The 16,920-nt window shown below is 66.5% G+C and carries 13 protein-coding genes and 1 pseudogene; 8 read left to right on the forward strand and 6 right to left on the reverse strand.

The window, feature by feature from the left end:
* Positions 1 to 16: 16 nt before the first annotated feature.
* Positions 17 to 1,252: an MFS transporter gene (locus tag ACIBH2_RS19050; RefSeq protein ID WP_397119089.1), complete on the reverse strand. Its 1,236-nt coding sequence runs from the start codon at positions 1,250 to 1,252 to the stop codon at positions 17 to 19.
* Positions 1,253 to 1,405: 153 nt separating this feature from the next.
* Here ACIBH2_RS19050 and ACIBH2_RS19055 point away from each other — a divergent pair, with 153 nt between their 5' ends.
* Positions 1,406 to 2,905: a DUF222 domain-containing protein gene (locus ACIBH2_RS19055; RefSeq protein WP_397119091.1), complete on the forward strand. Its 1,500-nt coding sequence runs from the start codon at positions 1,406 to 1,408 to the stop codon at positions 2,903 to 2,905.
* A 701-nt stretch (positions 2,906 to 3,606) separates the two neighbouring features.
* On the opposite strand, the gene ACIBH2_RS19060 is transcribed toward ACIBH2_RS19055, so the two are convergent.
* Genes ACIBH2_RS19060 through ACIBH2_RS19070 form a run of 3 tightly spaced genes read right to left on the reverse strand, consistent with a single transcriptional unit; the run spans position 3,607 to position 5,471 of the window.
* Positions 3,607 to 4,011: an arsenate reductase ArsC gene (locus ACIBH2_RS19060; protein ID WP_397119094.1), complete on the reverse strand. Its 405-nt coding sequence runs from the start codon at positions 4,009 to 4,011 to the stop codon at positions 3,607 to 3,609.
* Between the two features lie 3 nt (positions 4,012 to 4,014).
* Positions 4,015 to 5,091 (reverse strand): ACR3 family arsenite efflux transporter, encoded by a 1,077-nt coding sequence (arsB, locus tag ACIBH2_RS19065; RefSeq protein ID WP_397120877.1) that lies wholly within the window; start codon positions 5,089 to 5,091, stop codon positions 4,015 to 4,017.
* A 2-nt stretch (positions 5,092 to 5,093) separates the two neighbouring features.
* Positions 5,094 to 5,471 (reverse strand): ArsR/SmtB family transcription factor, encoded by a 378-nt coding sequence (locus ACIBH2_RS19070; protein ID WP_397119096.1) that lies wholly within the window; start codon positions 5,469 to 5,471, stop codon positions 5,094 to 5,096.
* Positions 5,472 to 5,665: 194 nt separating this feature from the next.
* On the opposite strand from ACIBH2_RS19070, the gene ehuB reads away from it, so the two are divergent.
* From ehuB to ACIBH2_RS19095, 5 genes and pseudogenes are all read left to right on the forward strand, one after another.
* Positions 5,666 to 6,547, forward strand: coding sequence for an ectoine/hydroxyectoine ABC transporter substrate-binding protein EhuB (gene ehuB / locus ACIBH2_RS19075; protein WP_397119098.1), 882 nt, complete (start codon positions 5,666 to 5,668; stop codon positions 6,545 to 6,547).
* Positions 6,548 to 6,558: 11 nt separating this feature from the next.
* Positions 6,559 to 7,281, forward strand: coding sequence for an amino acid ABC transporter permease (locus ACIBH2_RS19080; RefSeq protein ID WP_397119100.1), 723 nt, complete (start codon positions 6,559 to 6,561; stop codon positions 7,279 to 7,281).
* On the forward strand, positions 7,281 to 7,958 hold the full coding sequence (ehuD, locus tag ACIBH2_RS19085) for an ectoine/hydroxyectoine ABC transporter permease subunit EhuD (protein ID WP_397119102.1): 678 nt from the start codon (positions 7,281 to 7,283) through the stop codon (positions 7,956 to 7,958). Before ACIBH2_RS19080 ends, ehuD begins: the two co-directional genes overlap by 1 nt.
* A gap of 22 nt (positions 7,959 to 7,980) precedes the next feature.
* Positions 7,981 to 8,745 (forward strand): ectoine/hydroxyectoine ABC transporter ATP-binding protein EhuA, encoded by a 765-nt coding sequence (ehuA, locus tag ACIBH2_RS19090; RefSeq protein ID WP_397120879.1) that lies wholly within the window; start codon positions 7,981 to 7,983, stop codon positions 8,743 to 8,745.
* Between the two features lie 109 nt (positions 8,746 to 8,854).
* A pseudogene (locus ACIBH2_RS19095) lies at positions 8,855 to 9,568 on the forward strand (response regulator transcription factor); the annotation flags it as partial.
* A 49-nt stretch (positions 9,569 to 9,617) separates the two neighbouring features.
* Here the strand turns inward: ACIBH2_RS19095 and ACIBH2_RS19100 are convergent.
* Together ACIBH2_RS19100 and ACIBH2_RS19105 are read right to left on the reverse strand one after the other, a co-directional pair.
* Complete coding sequence (locus tag ACIBH2_RS19100) at positions 9,618 to 11,702, reverse strand: acyltransferase family protein (protein WP_397119104.1); 2,085 nt, start codon at positions 11,700 to 11,702, stop codon at positions 9,618 to 9,620.
* A gap of 106 nt (positions 11,703 to 11,808) precedes the next feature.
* Positions 11,809 to 14,496 (reverse strand): discoidin domain-containing protein, encoded by a 2,688-nt coding sequence (locus tag ACIBH2_RS19105; protein ID WP_397119106.1) that lies wholly within the window; start codon positions 14,494 to 14,496, stop codon positions 11,809 to 11,811.
* Positions 14,497 to 14,657: 161 nt separating this feature from the next.
* On the opposite strand from ACIBH2_RS19105, the gene ACIBH2_RS19110 reads away from it, so the two are divergent.
* Positions 14,658 to 15,275, forward strand: coding sequence for a TetR/AcrR family transcriptional regulator (locus ACIBH2_RS19110; RefSeq protein WP_397119108.1), 618 nt, complete (start codon positions 14,658 to 14,660; stop codon positions 15,273 to 15,275).
* A 13-nt stretch (positions 15,276 to 15,288) separates the two neighbouring features.
* Complete coding sequence (locus ACIBH2_RS19115; protein ID WP_397119110.1) at positions 15,289 to 16,920, forward strand: MDR family MFS transporter; 1,632 nt, start codon at positions 15,289 to 15,291, stop codon at positions 16,918 to 16,920.

Consider the following 16,920-nt stretch of genomic DNA (forward strand, 5'->3'; position numbering starts at 1 on the left):
GCTCGCCGGGATGGCGCTAATCGTGATCAGCCACCAGAGCCACGTCATCGACCGTCTCGCCGATACCGTGCTCACCCTCGACGCGAGCCGCGGCTCGGTCACGAACGATGAAGACGATGGCGAGCGCCGCGAGGGCGGCCCCGATCAGGCATACGCTGGTGAGGGACGCGCCGCGGGTGAGAGTCGAGGCCGCCAGTAGCGGGGTGGCGCTGATTCCCAATTGGAAGGCGGATACCGTCGTCGCTCCGGCCAGGGTCGGAGCGTCGGCGGCAATCGTGAAGACACGGCCGTACTGGGCTGGGTTGAGTACGAAAGCCGCTGTGCCGAGCAGGAATACGACCGGGACCACCAGCCACGCGTTCCGCATGGTGATCGCCAGAATTAGCGAGAGCAGCACGATGGCGACGGAGCCCGTGAGCAAGGCACGATGCGGATGCTGGTCGGAGATGCGGCCGCCGATGGCGAGCCCGGTGAAGGCCCCGATGCCGAAGAGGGCGAGGACGGCCGGAATCCAGACGTCGGGAATCGCGGTGATCTCGGCGAGCATGGCCGCGAGGTAGTTGAACGTGATCATATAAGCGGCGGTCGTCAAGATCGTGATCGCGAATATGCCCCACAGCAACGGATTTCGCATCGTAGCCAGCTCGCGCTTCACGCTGGGGCGTTCCTCCGAAGGCGAGGTCGCGGGCAGCCCGAGCAGACACCCGACAATCCCGGCCAGGGTCAACACCACAACCGCCCAGAAGCCGCCACGCCACTGCGTGAAGTGACTCAACAGCGTCCCGACCGGACCGCCCACCACCATGGCAATACTCAAGCCGCTCACCACAACTCCGGAAGCGCGTGCCTTGCGATCCGGGCTCACCAGCCTGATCGCCGTCACCGCCGCGACCGCGAAGAACCCCGCATAAGCGAGACCGGAAACGAACCGAGTGAGCAAGAGGACCTGGTAATCGCCCACAAGACCGACGGCAACGCTGGCGGCGAACACCGCTTGCGTGGCAACCAGAGCGGTACGTGGCGGCCAGTGCAAACTGAGTACCGCGAACGGTGGGCCGCCCAACACGACGCCCAGCGCGAACGCAGTGATCAGCATGCCCGCTGACGAAAGCGAGATATCGAGATCCGCTGCCACATGCGGCAACACACCCGCCAAGAGGAACTCGGCCGTCCCCATGGCGAACAGGCAGAAGCTCAGCAGATAGACGCCAACGGGCAAACGGTTGTCCGTTGTGCTTGTTTTCGTATCCAAGTGGATCACCTCCGCTACGGAGCATCGGAGGTCGTCGGCGAGGACGACGAAAAACGTTGCCGTTTCCGGGAATCGGACATCAACGATTTGAAGATCCTTAGATCAGAAATATTTCCTGCACTGGCACAGCGAATTTCGCGATAGAATAGTGCCATGAATTCGGGTGGGGAAATCAACAAGAAGGGCGCGGAAGCCATTTTGGCCGACCTCGACGCCCTTCTCGATTCTCTGCTCGACACCCCGACCGCCATTATGTCCGATGATGAATTCATCGACCACATGCGCGAATTCGAAGCCTTCGCCCGCAAAGTCGCCGTCGTACAACACCGCTTCGCGCAAGCGGTCGCCGACCGCGGCCTCGCCCAGCGGTACGGATTCAGCCCCACCGCCGGAGTGCGCAGCTTCCTCGTGGAGACGTTGAATCTGTCCAGGGGCGATGCGGCGGCGCGGGCGAACGCGGCCGAGCATCTGGATGATCGCCGGTTCAGCCCGAACGGGTACCTGCCGCCCGCGTTGCCGTTGACCGCGGCCGCGCAAGCCGCGGGCGAGGTGTCGGCCGACCATGTGCGCGTGATCATCTCGGTGATGGACCGCATCCCCGCCAGTGTCGAGCAGCAGTCGCGGACCGAGGCCGAGGAGCGGCTGGTCGAGTCCGCGCGCGTGTGCACGCCCGATGGATTGAAGAAGGTCGGCGCGCGCATCCTCGCGTTCCTCGACCCCGACGGCAAGTTGACCTCCGACCGGGATCGGGCGCGGATGCGCTCGCTGGTGCGCAGCACGCAGCGCATCGACGGGATGATCGAATTCAAGGGCCTGTTCAACCCCGAAGCAACGGCGTTTCTCGACACCATGTTGGCGAAGTGGGCGCGTCCAGGGATGTGCAATCCCGAGGATCCCGACAGTCCGATGGTGGCCGATCCCGATGGGGACGACCGCAGTCTCGTCGAGGCGGCCGCGGCGCGCGACACGCGGTCGCAGGCGCAGCGCAATCACGACGCGCTGTTGGCTTACCTCAAGCACGGCGGCCCGGAAACGCTTGGCAAGCATCGTGGTATCCCCGTGAGTGTCGTGCTCACGATGACCGTCGAGGATGTGGAGAAGGCATCCGGGTGCGCCACGACCGCGACCGGCGGCACGGTGCCGATGAAGACGGCGTTGGAGATGGCCGAGGGCAGCATTCCGACGTTGATGGTGTTCGACCACACGCAGAACAAGCCGCTGCACCTCGCGCCCGGCGTGCGCCTGGCGAACAAATGGCAGCGACTCGCGCGGATCGCGACCGATCGTGGCTGCACGCGTCCGGGTTGTTCGGCCCCGGCGACGATGTGCCAGATGCACCACGTCCTCGGCTTCGCCCAGGGCGGCTTGACCCACATCGAAAACCTCACGTTGGCGTGCGATCAATGCCATGGACGGATCACCGGCACCGCAGCAGGATGGGAAACCGAAGTCCTCGACCACAATTCGGACCATCCCGGCAGAGTGGGGTGGCGAGCCCCCGCGCATGTGGACCCGACCGGTCTACTCGAGGTCAATCATGTGCATCATCCCGACGAGGTCTTGTATCAGGCCGACGTCCGCATAGAGGCACGCCGCCAACACGAATCACGGTCCGACACAGCAAGATCCGCCGCACCCGAACCCCCGTGGTGACAACCCCGGACGCTGGTCCTGCCGCGCCACAACCCCGGGGTATCCCACGCGCGGCGGTCCTCGGCGATGATGAGCTTCACCGGCGGATCGAGCAGCGTACGGGCTTGTGCCCCGGCGGCATTGGTGGCCAGCACGTGCCGCAGCCGCCCGGGCTCTGATAGATGGTGTCTCCTGCTACGCGGGGTCGGGCCCGCACACCCGTGCCCTGCTAGTTGTGCCGGGAGGCAAGCTCACCTCTCTCCAGCCCCCTGGTGACAGCCCAGGCGGAGGTCGTGCCGTGCCAGAACCCCCGGGGGAATCCCACTGCACCCGCGCCGCCGGGAGTCGTGCCGGGAGGCGAACCCACCTCACTCCAGCCCCCGTGGTGACAACCCCGGACGCAGGTCCTGCCGCGCCACAACCCCCGGGGTAATCCCACCGCACCCGTGCCGCCGGAAGTTGTGCCGGGAGGCGAACTCACCTCACTCGAGCCCCCCGTGGTGACAACCTCGGGCGGAGGCCCCGCCGCGCGACAACCCCCGGGTGTATCCGTCAGTGAAAAATCTCTAAAACAGCATTAGTGCAGTCCGCAGGCTGGAATCGCAGGCTTACGGCTCCTAAGTCGCGTCAGCTAAAGTCAGGAAAGGCAGGCGACGCAACCACACTTAATTTCGTTTAAAACCTATCCAGACAAAGACATTTGATTCGTGGCAGTTTCGGTGTCACTCGCTGACCAGTTCGGTGATGAGGTGTTCGACTCGTGTGCGGATTTCGTCGCGGATGACGCGGACCGCCTCGATGCCTTGCCCGGCTGGGTCGTCCAACTTCCAGTCGCGGTAGTCCACTCCGGGGAAGTACGGGCATGCGTCGCCGCAGCCCATGGTGATTACGACGTCGGAGGTTTCGACGGTGTGGGGGGTGAGGATTTCGGGGGACTGGTGGGTGATGTCTATGCCTAGTTCCGTCATGGCCTCGATTGCGGCTGGGTTGAGGGTGTGGGCGGGGGCGCTGCCTGCGGAGCGGACTTCGATGGTGTCGCCTGCGAGGTGGGTGAGGAAGGCTTGGGCCATTTGGGAGCGTCCGGCGTTGTGGACACAGACGAACAGGACGCTCGGCTTGGTGGCCATGGGTCAGACCTTTCGGGGGGTGGTCGGCGCGAATCGTTTTCGGAGCGCAAGGGATACGTAGACCAGGGCGACGAGTACGGGGACTTCGATGAGGGGGCCGACTACTCCGGCGAGGGCTTGGCCGGAGGTGGCGCCGTAGGTGGCTACGGCTACGGCGATGGCGAGTTCGAAGTTGTTGCCCGCCGCGGTGAAGGCCAGGGTGGTGGTGCGTTCGTAGCCGAGTCCGAGTAGCGCGCCAAGGGCGTAGCCGCCACCCCACATGACCGCGAAGTACACCAGCAGCGGCAGGGCGATGCGGGCGACATCCCAAGGGCGGCTGGTGATCTGGTCACCTTGCAGGGCGAACAGCAAGACGATGGTGAAGAGCAGGCCGTACAGCGCCCACGGCCCGATTCTGGGCAGGAACTTCCGCTCGTACCACTCGCGTCCACGCCCGCGCTCACCGATCCGCCGCGAAAGATATCCGGCCAGCAGCGGAATCCCGAGGAAGATGAGTACCGACTTCGCGATCTGCCATGGCGAGGTGTCGATGGTGGTCTGCTCCAGACCGAGCCACCCGGGCAACACCGACAGATAGAACCAGCCGAGCACCGCGAACATGATCACCTGGAATATCGAGTTCAAGGCGACCAGCACGGCGGCGGCTTCCCGATCCCCGCAAGCCAGGTCGTTCCAGATGATCACCATGGCGATACAGCGAGCCAGCCCGACGATGATCAAACCGGTCCGGTACTCCGGCAGGTCGGGCAGCATGAGCCAGGCCAGCGCGAACATCAGCGCCGGTCCGAAGACCCAGTTCAACAGCAGCGAACTGACCATGAGCCCGCGATCGCCGGTGACGGCGTCGAGCCGGTCGTAGCGCACTTTCGCCAGCACCGGATACATCATGATCAACAGGCCGATGGCGATCGGCAGCGAGATGCCGTCGATCTGGACCTTCTCCAGCGCGGTGTTCACCCCGGGTACGGAGCGGCCGAGCAGCAGCCCGGCCACCATGGCCACGCCGATCCACACCGGCAGGAACCGATCCAGCGTCGACAGCTTGCCCACCACGCCGCGCCGGTCGGCGGCGGTGTCCACGCTCACGCCTCGACTCCCGCCGCGGCACCGCTCTCGACCAGCAGTACATCCGAAAGCCGTTGCAGCGCTTCGGGAACCACGCGGTAGTACACCCACGACGCCCGTCGCTCGCTGGCCAACAGCCCGGCCTCGCGCAACACCTTCAGGTGATGGGAGATCGTCGGCTGCGTCACGTCGATGCCCTCCGAGAGGTCGCAGACACACGCCTCCTGTCCGGCTCGGCTGGCGATGGCGCTCAGCAATCGCAACCGGACCGGGTCCGACAACGCCCGGAACACGCTCGCCAACTCGACAGCGGCCTCCTCGGCGAGGGGTTCGCGCACGAGCGGCGCGGCGGAACACGCCTGCACGGGCGTCACGGGTAGCTTCGACTTCGACATGCGCCGATATTGACAGATATCGAAGTGGTTTCTCAAGCAAACTTTCGGTGAATAAAACCCGAAATAGTGAATTCCCTTGCGTACCAGTCGAATTGTCAATAAAAAGCCAATACTTCGGACCGGTGCTGCAATAATTCCCTGGATCCTGTAGGGATCGCGCCGCGGTTTAGCGGGGAATTGGAGTCACGGGTCGAATGAGAATCTATACGACCAGGACGGGACGACGGCGCAGCGTACTAGCGGCAGTCGCCTGCGTCATCGCATTGACGGCCTCGGCCTGTGGGCTGGGCGGGGACGACGCCGCCGCCGTCACCTACGCGGAGGCCAAGGAATCGGGGCGGATCAAGGTCGGCTTCGCGAACGAGGCCCCGTGGGCCTTCCTCGACGAGAAGGGTGAGCTCACCGGCTACGCGCCCGTTGTCGCACGCGCGGTGCTGAAGAAGCTCGGCATCAACGAGATCGAGGGCGTGGTCACCGATTTCGACGGCCTCATCGACGGCCTGCGAGCACAGAACTACGGCTTCGTGGCGGCGGGCATGTTCATCAACCCGAAGCGCTGCGAGGGCTCGGCCTTCGCCATTCCGGACTACCAGGTGGGCTCGGCCTTCCTGGTGCCGAAGGGAAATCCCAGCCAGATCAACCGATTCGAGGACATCACCAAGGCGAACGTGCGCGTCGCCACGCTCGGCGGCGCGGTCGAGAACGGGTACGCGGAAGGCTCCGGCGTGCCACCGAATCTCATCGAGCCGATGGCCAAACAGGACGACATCCTGCGGGCCGTGCGCAATGGCGACGTGTACGGGGCCGCCATCCTCGACGTCACCGCCTCCTGGCTGGTGCGCAACAACCCCGACGCGAATCTCGAAGTCACACAGTCGTTCCAGTACGGTTCGCGCCCGGATGTCGGCACCTTCAACTTCCGGATCGGCGATGACCAGTTCCGCGAGGACTTCAATCGCGAACTGCGCGCACTGCACGAGAGCGGTGAGTGGCTACGCCTGGTGGAGCCGTTCGGGCTGACAGCGGCCAATGAACCCAATCCCGCCGCCACCACCGAACAGTACTGCGCGGGCTGATCGGAAACGGCATGTCCGGCAACACATCCATCTATCTGGAGCGCATGCTGGCCGGGCTGCCCTTCACCCTCTGGGCCACGGTGGGCGGTATCGCGCTGACCATTGTGCTGTCCTTCGTGGCCGGTATCGCCCTGCTCTCCACTCGGCGCTGGGTGCGTGTGGTGGCGCGGGTGTACACGGAAGGATTCCGGGGCAGTTCCGAAGTGGCGCAGCTGTTCTTCTTCGCGGTCGCCGTGCCGATCCTGCTCGGTGTCTCGATCGGCGCGACGGCGCGCGGCATGCTGTTGATCGGCGTCGTCGTGCTGGGCCTCAACCACGGCGCGTACGGCGCCGAAATCGTGCGCGGCGCGGTGCAATCCGTGCCCAAGGCGCAGCTCGAAGCGGCGGTGGCGCTGAATCTCACGCCCCTGCAACGACTCTGGCGGGTGGTGCTGCCGCAGGCCGTGGTGGAGATGCTGCCCTCGTTCAACAACCTGTTCATCCAATTGGTGAAAAGCACGGCGCTGCTGAGCTTCATCGCCGTCCCGGAGATCTTCAAGAAGACCGACGAACTGCGCGCGGTCCCGGAGTTCTCCCGTGAACTGGGTGTCATCTACACCATGGAACTGGTGTTCTACCTGCTGATCGCCATTGCCGTGACGCTGGTGATGCGCGTACTCGAAACCCTGGCCGCACGTCGCGCGGGCCGTCCGGCGCCGAGTCGGCGGCGGCGGCTCGCGAAGGCGGTGGCCTGATGGAGAAATGGCGCTGGGACCGGTTCTTCGAGACCTTCCCCTACATCTGGGACGGCCTGCTCGTCACCATCCAGTTCACCCTGCTCGGCTCGCTCGTCGCCTACGTGCTGGGCCTGTTCTTCGCGATCGTGCGCGGTATGCGCATTCCCGTGATCGACCAACTGCTGTGGGCCTTCATCGAATTCGTGCGCAGCACACCGCTGCTGGTGCAGATCTTCTTCCTCTACTGGGTGGTCCGCCCGGATCTGCTGGGCGCTCTGCCCGTCGACACCCAGCGGCTCGTTGTCGGCGTCACCGCACTGGGCGTGCACTACGCCTGCTACACGAGCGAGGTCTACCGCGCCGGTATCGAGGCGGTACCGACGACCCAGTGGGAGGCGGCGCGGGCCCTGAGCCTGCCCGTCACCCGCACCTGGACCGATGTGATTCTGCCGCAGGCGATTCCGAGGGTGCTGCCCGCCCTGGGCAACTACACCATCGCGATGTTCAAAGAGGTGCCGTTGCTGTCCGCGATCGTGGTGCTCGACATGGTCTACCAGGTCAAGACGGTCTACGCGGCGAGCGCCGGTGGCGCGGGCCCGGAGGCGTGGTTCGCGGTCGGACTCACCTTCTTCGCCCTGAGCTACCCGTGTTCGATCCTGGTTCGAAAGGTACAACAACGTGTCGGAACCGTCTGAAACCACCGCGGCCGATTCCGGCATGATCCGGTTCACCGACGTGACAAAGCGTTTCGGCGAGGTGGTCTCGCTCGATGGCGTGAACCTGACCGTCGCGCCGGGGGAGTTCGTGACACTCATCGGCCCGTCCGGATCCGGCAAGACGACGATCCTGCGCCTGGCCATGACCCTCGAGCGGGTGAGCTCCGGCACCATCGACATCGGCGGCGAATGCCTGACCCATATGCCCAAGGGCGACCGCATGATTCCCGCCGATGAGAAGCATCTGCGGCGGATGCGCCAGCGCATCGGCATGGTGTTCCAGCAGTTCAATCTGTTCCCGCACATGACGGTGCTGCGCAATGTCACCGAAGGCCCCATCCGCAGTCTCGGCAAGTCGCGTGAGGAGGCGGAGTCGCGGGCGCGCGAGCTGCTGGAGCTGGTCGGCCTCGCCGACAAGATCGACGTGAAGCCCGGCAAGCTCTCGGGCGGCCAGCAGCAGCGGGTGGCGATCGCGCGCGCCCTGGCCATGGATCCGGATGTGCTGCTGCTCGACGAGGTGACCTCGGCGCTCGACCCCGAACTGGTGACCGGCGTGCTGAAGCTGCTCGCCGATATCGCCGCGGCCACCGATATCACCTTCCTGTGCGTCACCCATGAAATGCGCTTCGCGCGTGGGGTTTCCGATCGCGTCGTGGTGCTCGACCGGGGTCGCATCATCGAAGAGGGAACGCCGGAAAGGATTTTCGCCGACCCCGTCCAACCGCGCACACGCGAATTCCTGGCGGCCGTGCTCGACCGCGAGTAACCGGCGGCCCCCCGGTCAGCGCACCCTCGGCAACCGCCGCGGCGTTTCTGTGTTGCGGCGGTTGGGTATTCGTATTGTCACGTACTCCCGATCTGTGAGGGATGGTGTGATGGGCGCGAATCTGCTGATCGTGGAGGACGACGACCGAGTCCGCGGCATCCTGCGGCTCGCCATGGAGGACGAGGGCTACGAGGTCTTCGAGGCCTGGGCGGCGGAGAACGCCCTGGACCAGCTGCGCAGCCGGGGCGCTCCCGATCTCATGATCGTGGACCTGACGCTCGGCGGCATGGACGGCTTCACCTGTATCCGCGAGGTCCGCCGCGACCACGATGTGCCGATCATCGTGGTGAGCGCGCGCGACGACACCCACGACGTGGTGGCCGCCCTGGAGGCCGGGGCCGACGACTTCATCACCAAACCGTTCGAGATCAAGGAGATCACCGCGCGTATGCGGGCGCTGCGCCGCCGCGCCCGCCTGGCGCAGGGACGTGACCAGCCGCCGGAGGACGGGCAGCCCGATATCGTGCTCGACGCCGATTCGTCACCGCCGCTGGTGCTCTCCCGGGAGAGCGGCAGGCTTCTGCGCGGCGACGAGGAGGTGCACCTCACCCTGACCGAGTACCGGCTGCTGTGTGAACTGGCCGAAGCGCCGGGCCGGGTGCTCAGTCGCGACACCCTGCTCGGCAGAGTCTGGGACCGAGGGTTCTTCGGCGACCAGCGCATTGTGGACGTCCATGTGCGCCGTCTCCGCACCAAGATCGAAGCGGACCCCTCGCGCCCGCGGATCGTGGTGACCGTACGCGGCCTCGGCTACCGATTCGACCCGGTGCCCGCGGCCCGACCCGCCGTATCCGGGCTGGGTATCGAGGTGATCACCACCAGCCGAGAATCGGTGCCAGCCGCCGCCCGAGCGCTGGGGCCAGGGTGCGCGAATACGTCGCGGTGAGGTGGTGTTCGTCGTGATAGACGAGAACATTGCCCTCCACCGCGGCACAGATATCGGGTCCGCAGACAGCGTCGCTGAGGTCGATCGGGAAGATCGTGGGGTAGGCGGCCGCCGCCGCCACGGCCGGATTGTCGGGGCTGAGGGCGTCGGCGCGGGGCATACCGCAGCTGAGGCGGTCACCGCCCTTGGTGAGGCAGTCCACGGCGCGGTAGCGAATGCCATTGCGCCGCAACCACGGCGTATCACGAATGACGACGGTGTTCAGGCCGCGCGCGGACAGCTCGTCCCACACCGCCAGGTAGTCGACGGGCGTCTCGTCGCCGCCCTCGTCCACGGGGCGCGTGCCGGTGGTGAAAACCCAGTCCGGACGGTCCGCGTCGAGGCGGTCGAGGACCTCGCGTGACCAGTCGAGGCAGTCCCGCGTATCCGCCTCGGTGTCGAGCGGCTCGTCGGTGACGATGAGCGGGCACCCCATCTTCAGGTAGACGGTGATCCGGAACCCGTGCTGTTCGGCGAGCACCTGGAGAGCCGAAAGCCAATGCTCGGCATGCGAACTGCCCACCACCGCCAAGGTCCGCCCGGCCTCGGCGACACCGTAGACGCAGGTCACCACCTCCCGGGTGTTCCAGTCGGAGATACACCCGTCCCGCGTGGGCGGCGGCAATTCCTCGGCGGCCCCGAGCGCGGACGGCCGCATCGGCGCATCGGGCGTCGGCAGGCCGCTGGCGAGGGCTTCCGCACCGGGGTAGAGGTCGGGGACGAGCGTCTGGGCGGCCTGCGGCGGACTGGCGCGCACCACCACGTGCCAGGTTCCGGCGATACCGATGGTGAGCACGCCGAGAAGCGCCACCGCGACCCGCGCCACCTTCGGGTAACCGTGTGTGACGCGGGGCGTTTCGCCACCGCGGCGCATGCGCAGCGGCTGCTCGATCCACCGGTGGGTCACCTCGGCCAACAGCAGCGAAGCGCAGATCACGCCGAGACCGGCGCCGAATCCCGCTGCGGCCTGCCCGGTTTCGGCCAGCACGAAGATGAGCAGCGGCCAGTGCCACAGGTAGAGCGCGTAGGCCAGCTCACCCAACCGCACCATCGGCGGTGTGGCGAGCAGTCTGTTCGGCAGCGGTCGCCCGGCGGGCTCGACATTGGCTCCGCTCACGATCATCGCGATCGCCGCCCCGACCGGCAGCAGGGCGGCGGGCCCGGGAAACTCGTTGGCCCCGTCCAGAATCCAGCCACACGCCAGGACGCCCGCCAACCCGAGCGTCGCCAGCATCCAGCGCACGAACAGCGCGGGACGCAGCAGCGGGGCGACGGCCGCGAGCGCGGCTCCGGCCAGCGGCTCCCAGGCCCGCGCGAAGGTGTCGTAGTAGTTCCAGCCCTGATGATCGACCGTGCCGTGCGCCGCGTAGCCGAATGACACCACCCCCACGCCGATCGCGACCGCGAACACCGCTCCGCGCGCGGAGATCCATTCGACCCGACGGCACAGCCACACGAGCACCGCGACCACCAGGACGGTGGCGAGATAGAACTGTCCCTGCACCGACATCGACCACAGGTGCTGTAGCGGACTCACCGTGGGATCGGCCGCCAAATAGTCCGCCCACGACAGTGCGAGCTGCCAGTTCTGGTAGTAGAACGCCGATGCCAGGGCCTGCGCGGCCATATCGGACCACTGCGTATAGGGGCTGATGACCACCACCGCGGCCACTACCGCCGCGAGGACCACCACCAGCGCGGGCAGCAGCCGCCGCAGCGTGCGACGCAGCGTATACGCCACTCCCACCGCACCATTCGACTCCCCGCGCCGCAGCAGCGAATCGGTGAAGAAGAAGCCCGAGAGCACCAGGAAGACGTCCACGCCGCCGGACACCCGCCCGAACCAGACGTGGAAGACCACCACCAGCGCGATGGCCAACCCGCGCAAACCATCCACATCGCCGCGATAGACGGCACTCCGGCGCGACCTCATGCGGTCGCCGACGACACCGGAGTCGATCAACGAACTCATCTACTACTCACACCAGATCTGCCGAGGACTCCACGCAGGCGATACCGCCTGACACGATCTCGAGTGATCGTACGTATCGAACTCCGGCCGTCGGCGGGCAGCCTGATCAGCGCGGGGCGTAGACCTCCAACTCCGAAATCCCCGGGGGCTCGGCGGGATTCGTTCCGGTGACGCCGATGCGCACGTAGCGGGCCGACACCGTGGAGCCGAGATCGCCGGTCCCCGGGGCGGGTTCGACCCGGGTCCACGTGGCGTTATCGGTGGATACCTCGATGGTGGACGCGGTCGGAGCCGGATCGCTCCAGTGGGCGACTATGCGGTTGATCCGGTTCTCGGTGCCGAGATCGACGGTGAGGCTGCCGGTCTCGACATCGGACTCCCAGCCGGTGGCGGTGCTGCCGTCATTGGCGGCATTCGGGTAGCGGCCGGGCTCCGACGAGGTGGCGCTGATGGGATCGCAGCGCGCGATATTGTCGGTCGGTGCCAGATCGGGCCGACGCGTCTTCACCGACAGCGGCTGTGCCGGGCTGAGTATGTGCTCCCCCGAGGGCGTGTTCACCCGGATCGGGTCGCCCTGGGTAAGAGTGAGCTCCGTGTCCTCGGTGCCGATACGGGCGTCGAATGTGCGCCCCTGCCAGTGAATTCCGCGCAGCGTCACCCCGGGCGCCAGTTGCGGCGGCAGCATCGGGTCGATGGCGATGGTCTCCGGATCGAACCGCAGCCCGAGCAGACCATTGGTGAAGGTTTGCAAGAACCCGCCCGCGGCGGTGACGAAGGTGAAGGCGGGCGCGCCCGCGAGCGGGTCGGCGGCACCGGCCTTCTCACCTCGGGCCTCGGCGAATTGACCGAAGGGCGCGCGCACGAACGGCCGGGCGGAGCGTTCGAGGAAGGTGGCCACCGCGCAGCCGGGCACCCCGATATCGGCGGCGTCGACGGCATGGACGGAATCGGTCATGGCGGGGCCGTCCGGATCGGTGCGCTGCGAGTAGTAGTCGAGCACGGCCGCCGCGACCGTCGGTGGCATCGGCCAATCCAGCGGGTAGATGAGCAGTACGGTATCGGCCTGTTTGATGGGAGTGCCGGTGTAGCCGTCGAATTGGAGGAAGATGCGCTGGGCCTGATCGAAGGGCATGCGCAGCCGGTCGGCGATGGCGGCCCACTCCGGCGGACGGGACTCGCCGAGGATCGCGGCGGCGGTGTCGGCATGGCGCAGCGCCAGCGCCGCCACCGCATTGGTGTAGGACCCGTCGGTGACCCCGTTGCTGTATTCGTCGGGCCCGGCCACATCGCGAATCGAGTAGCTGCCATCGGGATTCGGCGTCACCCGCGACGCCCAGAACGCGGCCAAATTGGACAGGATCGGCCAGCCCCGGTCACGCAGCCACGCGGTATCGCCGGTGGCCTCGTAGTACTGCCAGGCCGCCAGCGCGATATCGCCCTGCAGGTGAATCTGGGTGAGGCAGTGCGGCGGATCCCAACTGTGGCACTCCTCCAGATCGCCGCGACTGGTACTGGTCCACGGATAGAACGAACCCTTCAGACCGAGCCGCGCGGCATTGGCCTGTGCGGCGGGCAGGGTGCGATAGCGGTACTCCACAATCGATTTCGCCAATTCCGGCGCGAATTGCAGCAGCGCCGGGAACACCCAGATATCGGCGTCCCAGAACACCGCGCCCGCGTAGTTGTCGCTGCTCAGACCCACCGGGGAGACGCTGTTGTCCTGTTTGGCGTTGGTCGAGGAGTACATCGAGTACAGCGCGCCCCTGATCCACCCCTGCACCTCCGCGCGGCCGGGAACCTCGATATCGCCGGACCACTTCGCCCGCCACGCGGCCGCGGTGTCCGCGAGCAGCGGCTCCCACCCCGCGTCGGCGGCACGGCGGGCGGCGTCGAGGGCCGAGGTGCGGGGATCGGCGGCGGTGAGCGCGGTATCGACCGCCACGAATTTGGTTACCTCGTAACTGTTTCCGTCCTCGACCTGGAACTGCGCCTGCTGACTCGCCGTCAGATCCTGTGTCCGACCCGTGGTGTCGGCGTCGGCGCGCAGCACCGACGCCAGCTCACCGGCGACATTCGTACCCTCCGTGCGGAATCCGACCCGCACCGTATCGTCGGCCAGCTCCGCACCGGCCGGTGTCACCCGGCGCGCACCGGCCCCGTCGATCAGATCGGTCACCCCGATCTCCCCGGACCAGCGCGGCACCAGGGTGACCCGCACCGCGCCGACATGCTGATCGGCCTGACTGGTCACCACCTCGTAGACCAGATCCGTGGCCCGTCCGTCCGGCGTGGTCCAGGTCAGGGTGCTGCGCACCAGACCGCACCGCATATGCAGGGACTGCCGGAAATTCGAGATCTGCGCCGCGGGAGTGGCGGTGTCGTAAGTGTTCTCGCCGACCTGGACGGTGAGGCCCGACCAATTCGGCACGGCCGCCGCGACTTCCCGATTGTCGGCCACACTCGGCGTCCGCGCGTACAGCCCGGCGACGAACGCCCCGTCGTAGGCGGGCGTGTACAGCGGCCACCCGGTCATCTCCCCGGTCTGGGTGTATCCCGAACCGCGCGGCGGCACCCGCAGCCCGAGATACCCGTTCCCTACGAAGGGATGCCGGTCGATACCGGCATCCACCTCGGTGCTCGACGGCGACCACTCGGGGCTGGACACACCGTCGCCCGGACACACCCCACCCGCGGCTTCCTCCGAGGACGACGGCCGAAAGACCAGCAGCGCCGCCACCAGAACGATTACCGCGAGCAGCACCAGACCAGCGAGAACCTTGGTACGAGCCGACACACCGATACCTCCACAATCGAGTGGAACGTCCGTCTTCCGCGCGTGCCTTCGATTGTCGCGTATGTCGGGTCTCGTGGGTGGATTACGCTCACACGCCCGTGGCAGCGGTGTGACGAAGTTGCAGTTTCTGAAAAATTGCAGATTCTGCTAAATTTTCGGATATGGCCGAGGAGAACCACGCGGAGCTGGGGCTGCGGGAGCGGAAGAAGCGTCGGACGCGGCTCGATCTGTGCATGGCCGCGCGGCGGTTGACGATCGAGAAGGGGCTCGACGCCACCACCACCGATGACATCGCGAAGGCGGTGGGGGTCTCGCCGCGCACGTTCTTCAACTATTACGAGACCAAGATGGACGCGGTGGTCGGTCCGGTCGGTGAGATCGGAACACCCTCGGCGCGCACCGAATTCGTGGGCGGTGGGCCCACGGGCGCGCTCATCGACGATGTGGTCTGGCTCTACGCCTCCGGCTACGAACCGGACGACGAGGTGCGCGAGAGCGTCGCACTGGTCGCGGAGATCATCAAGACCGAGCCGCGCGTGCTCGCCGGATTCATCGCCGCCGGATCGCAGCACGAGGAGGCGCTGCGGGAGCTGCTGGTCGCGCGCACCCGCGGTGCGGTGTCGGCCGAATACGCCGGACTCGTCGCGGGACTCATGTCCACCCTGTCGACTCGGGCCGCTATGTCGTTGGCCGCCAATCCCTCTCGGCCGCTGGCCGAGGCGCTGCGGGCACAGTGCGCGATGGCGGCCGACCTGTTCCGCACAGCTGAGAAGAGATGAAGGAGATGTGCCGATGACCACGACGGCTGATTCGCCGCCGACCCCGATAGTCCTGACGCAGAAGCGGATTTGGCTCATCTTCTCCGCGTTGATCGCGGGAATGTTCCTCGCCAGCCTCGACCAGACCATTGTCGGCACCGCGATGCCCACCATCGTGGGCGAGCTCGGCGGCGTCTCCGAAATGGCTTGGACGGCAACGTCGTACCTGCTGGCCACGACGATCGTCATGCCCATCTACGGCAAGTTCGGCGACCTGTTCGGACGGCGGTGGCTGTTCCTGTTCGCCATCGGCGTCTTCACCGCCGCCTCGATCGGCGCGGCACTGGCCACCGGTTTCTGGGAGTTCATCGTCTTCCGCGGCCTACAGGGCGTGGGCGGCGGCGGCCTGATGATTCTGGCGCAGGCCATCATCGCCGATGTGGTGCCCGCGAAGGATCGCGGCAAGTACATGGCCCCGATGGGCGCGGTCTTCGGCATCACCTCGGTGGCGGGCCCGCTGCTGGGCGGCTTCTTCGCCGATCACATCGGCTGGCGCTGGTGCTTCTGGATCAATGTGCCCATCGGCCTGGCCGCCATGGTTATCGCGTTCCGCTACTTGAGCATTCCGAGCCACCGCCCCAAGACCCGGCCCGACTACCTCGGCGTCGTCCTCATGTCGTCGGCGACGGCGCTGCTCATTCTGCTCACCGACTGGGGCGGTAAGCGCTACGCCTGGGATTCGGGCGTCATCATCGCCATGATCGCGGCGCTCGTGCTGGTGATCGGCGTGTTCGTGGTGGTGGAGTCGCGCGCGGAGGAGCCCATGCTGCCGCTGTGGCTGTTCCGCAACCGCACCTTCGTGCTGACCTCGGCCATCGGTCTGATCGTCGGCCTGGTCATGTTCGCGGCGCTGGCGTTCATTCCCACCTATCTGCAAATGGCAACGGGCGCTTCGGCTTCGGTCTCGGGTCTGCTGCTCATTCCGATGATGGTCGGCATGATGGCGACGCTCATCGGGTCCATGGGCGCGATCACCAAGACCGGCCGCTACCGCATCTACCCGCCGATCGGCGCGGTGGTCATGGGCCTGGGCATGCTGTGGCTGACCCAGCTCAGCGCGAACACCTCCATGTGGGTGGTGTCGGCGATGCTCTTCGTCATGGGCGCGGGGCTGGGCCTGATCATGCAGATCATCGTGCTGGTGGTGCAGAACGCGGTGAGTCCGGATCAGATCGGCACCGCGACCAGCGCCAACAACTACTTCCGGGAAATGGGCGGCGCGATCGGCGTGGCCGTGTTCGGCTCCATCTTCACCCACCGCCTGACCGAGGGCCTCGGCGAGGCGTTCCGGGCCAATGCGCAGGAGGCGGCCGGGGCCGGACTGGATCCGAGCATGCTGGTGCCGTCGGTGGTCAAGAATCTGCCCGCCGAACTGCACGACGCGATTGTCGGCGCGTACGTCGACGCCCTGGTGCCTGGCTTCTGGTATCTGATTCCCGGTGTGGCGGTGGCGTTCCTGCTCGCACTGTTCATTCCGCAGCTGACGCTCTCCGATGAGGCGGGCATGGTGGCGCGCGGCGAGGCGGTCATGGAAGAGGATGCGGTCGCGGTGGAAAAGGATGTGGCCAGCGCGGATTCGGATTCCGCACTCGTCGCCGACCGCTGA

Origin of the sequence: Nocardia sp. NPDC050406, from assembly GCF_044459025.1 — a bacterium.
In the GTDB taxonomy this organism is placed as follows: domain Bacteria; phylum Actinomycetota; class Actinomycetes; order Mycobacteriales; family Mycobacteriaceae; genus Nocardia.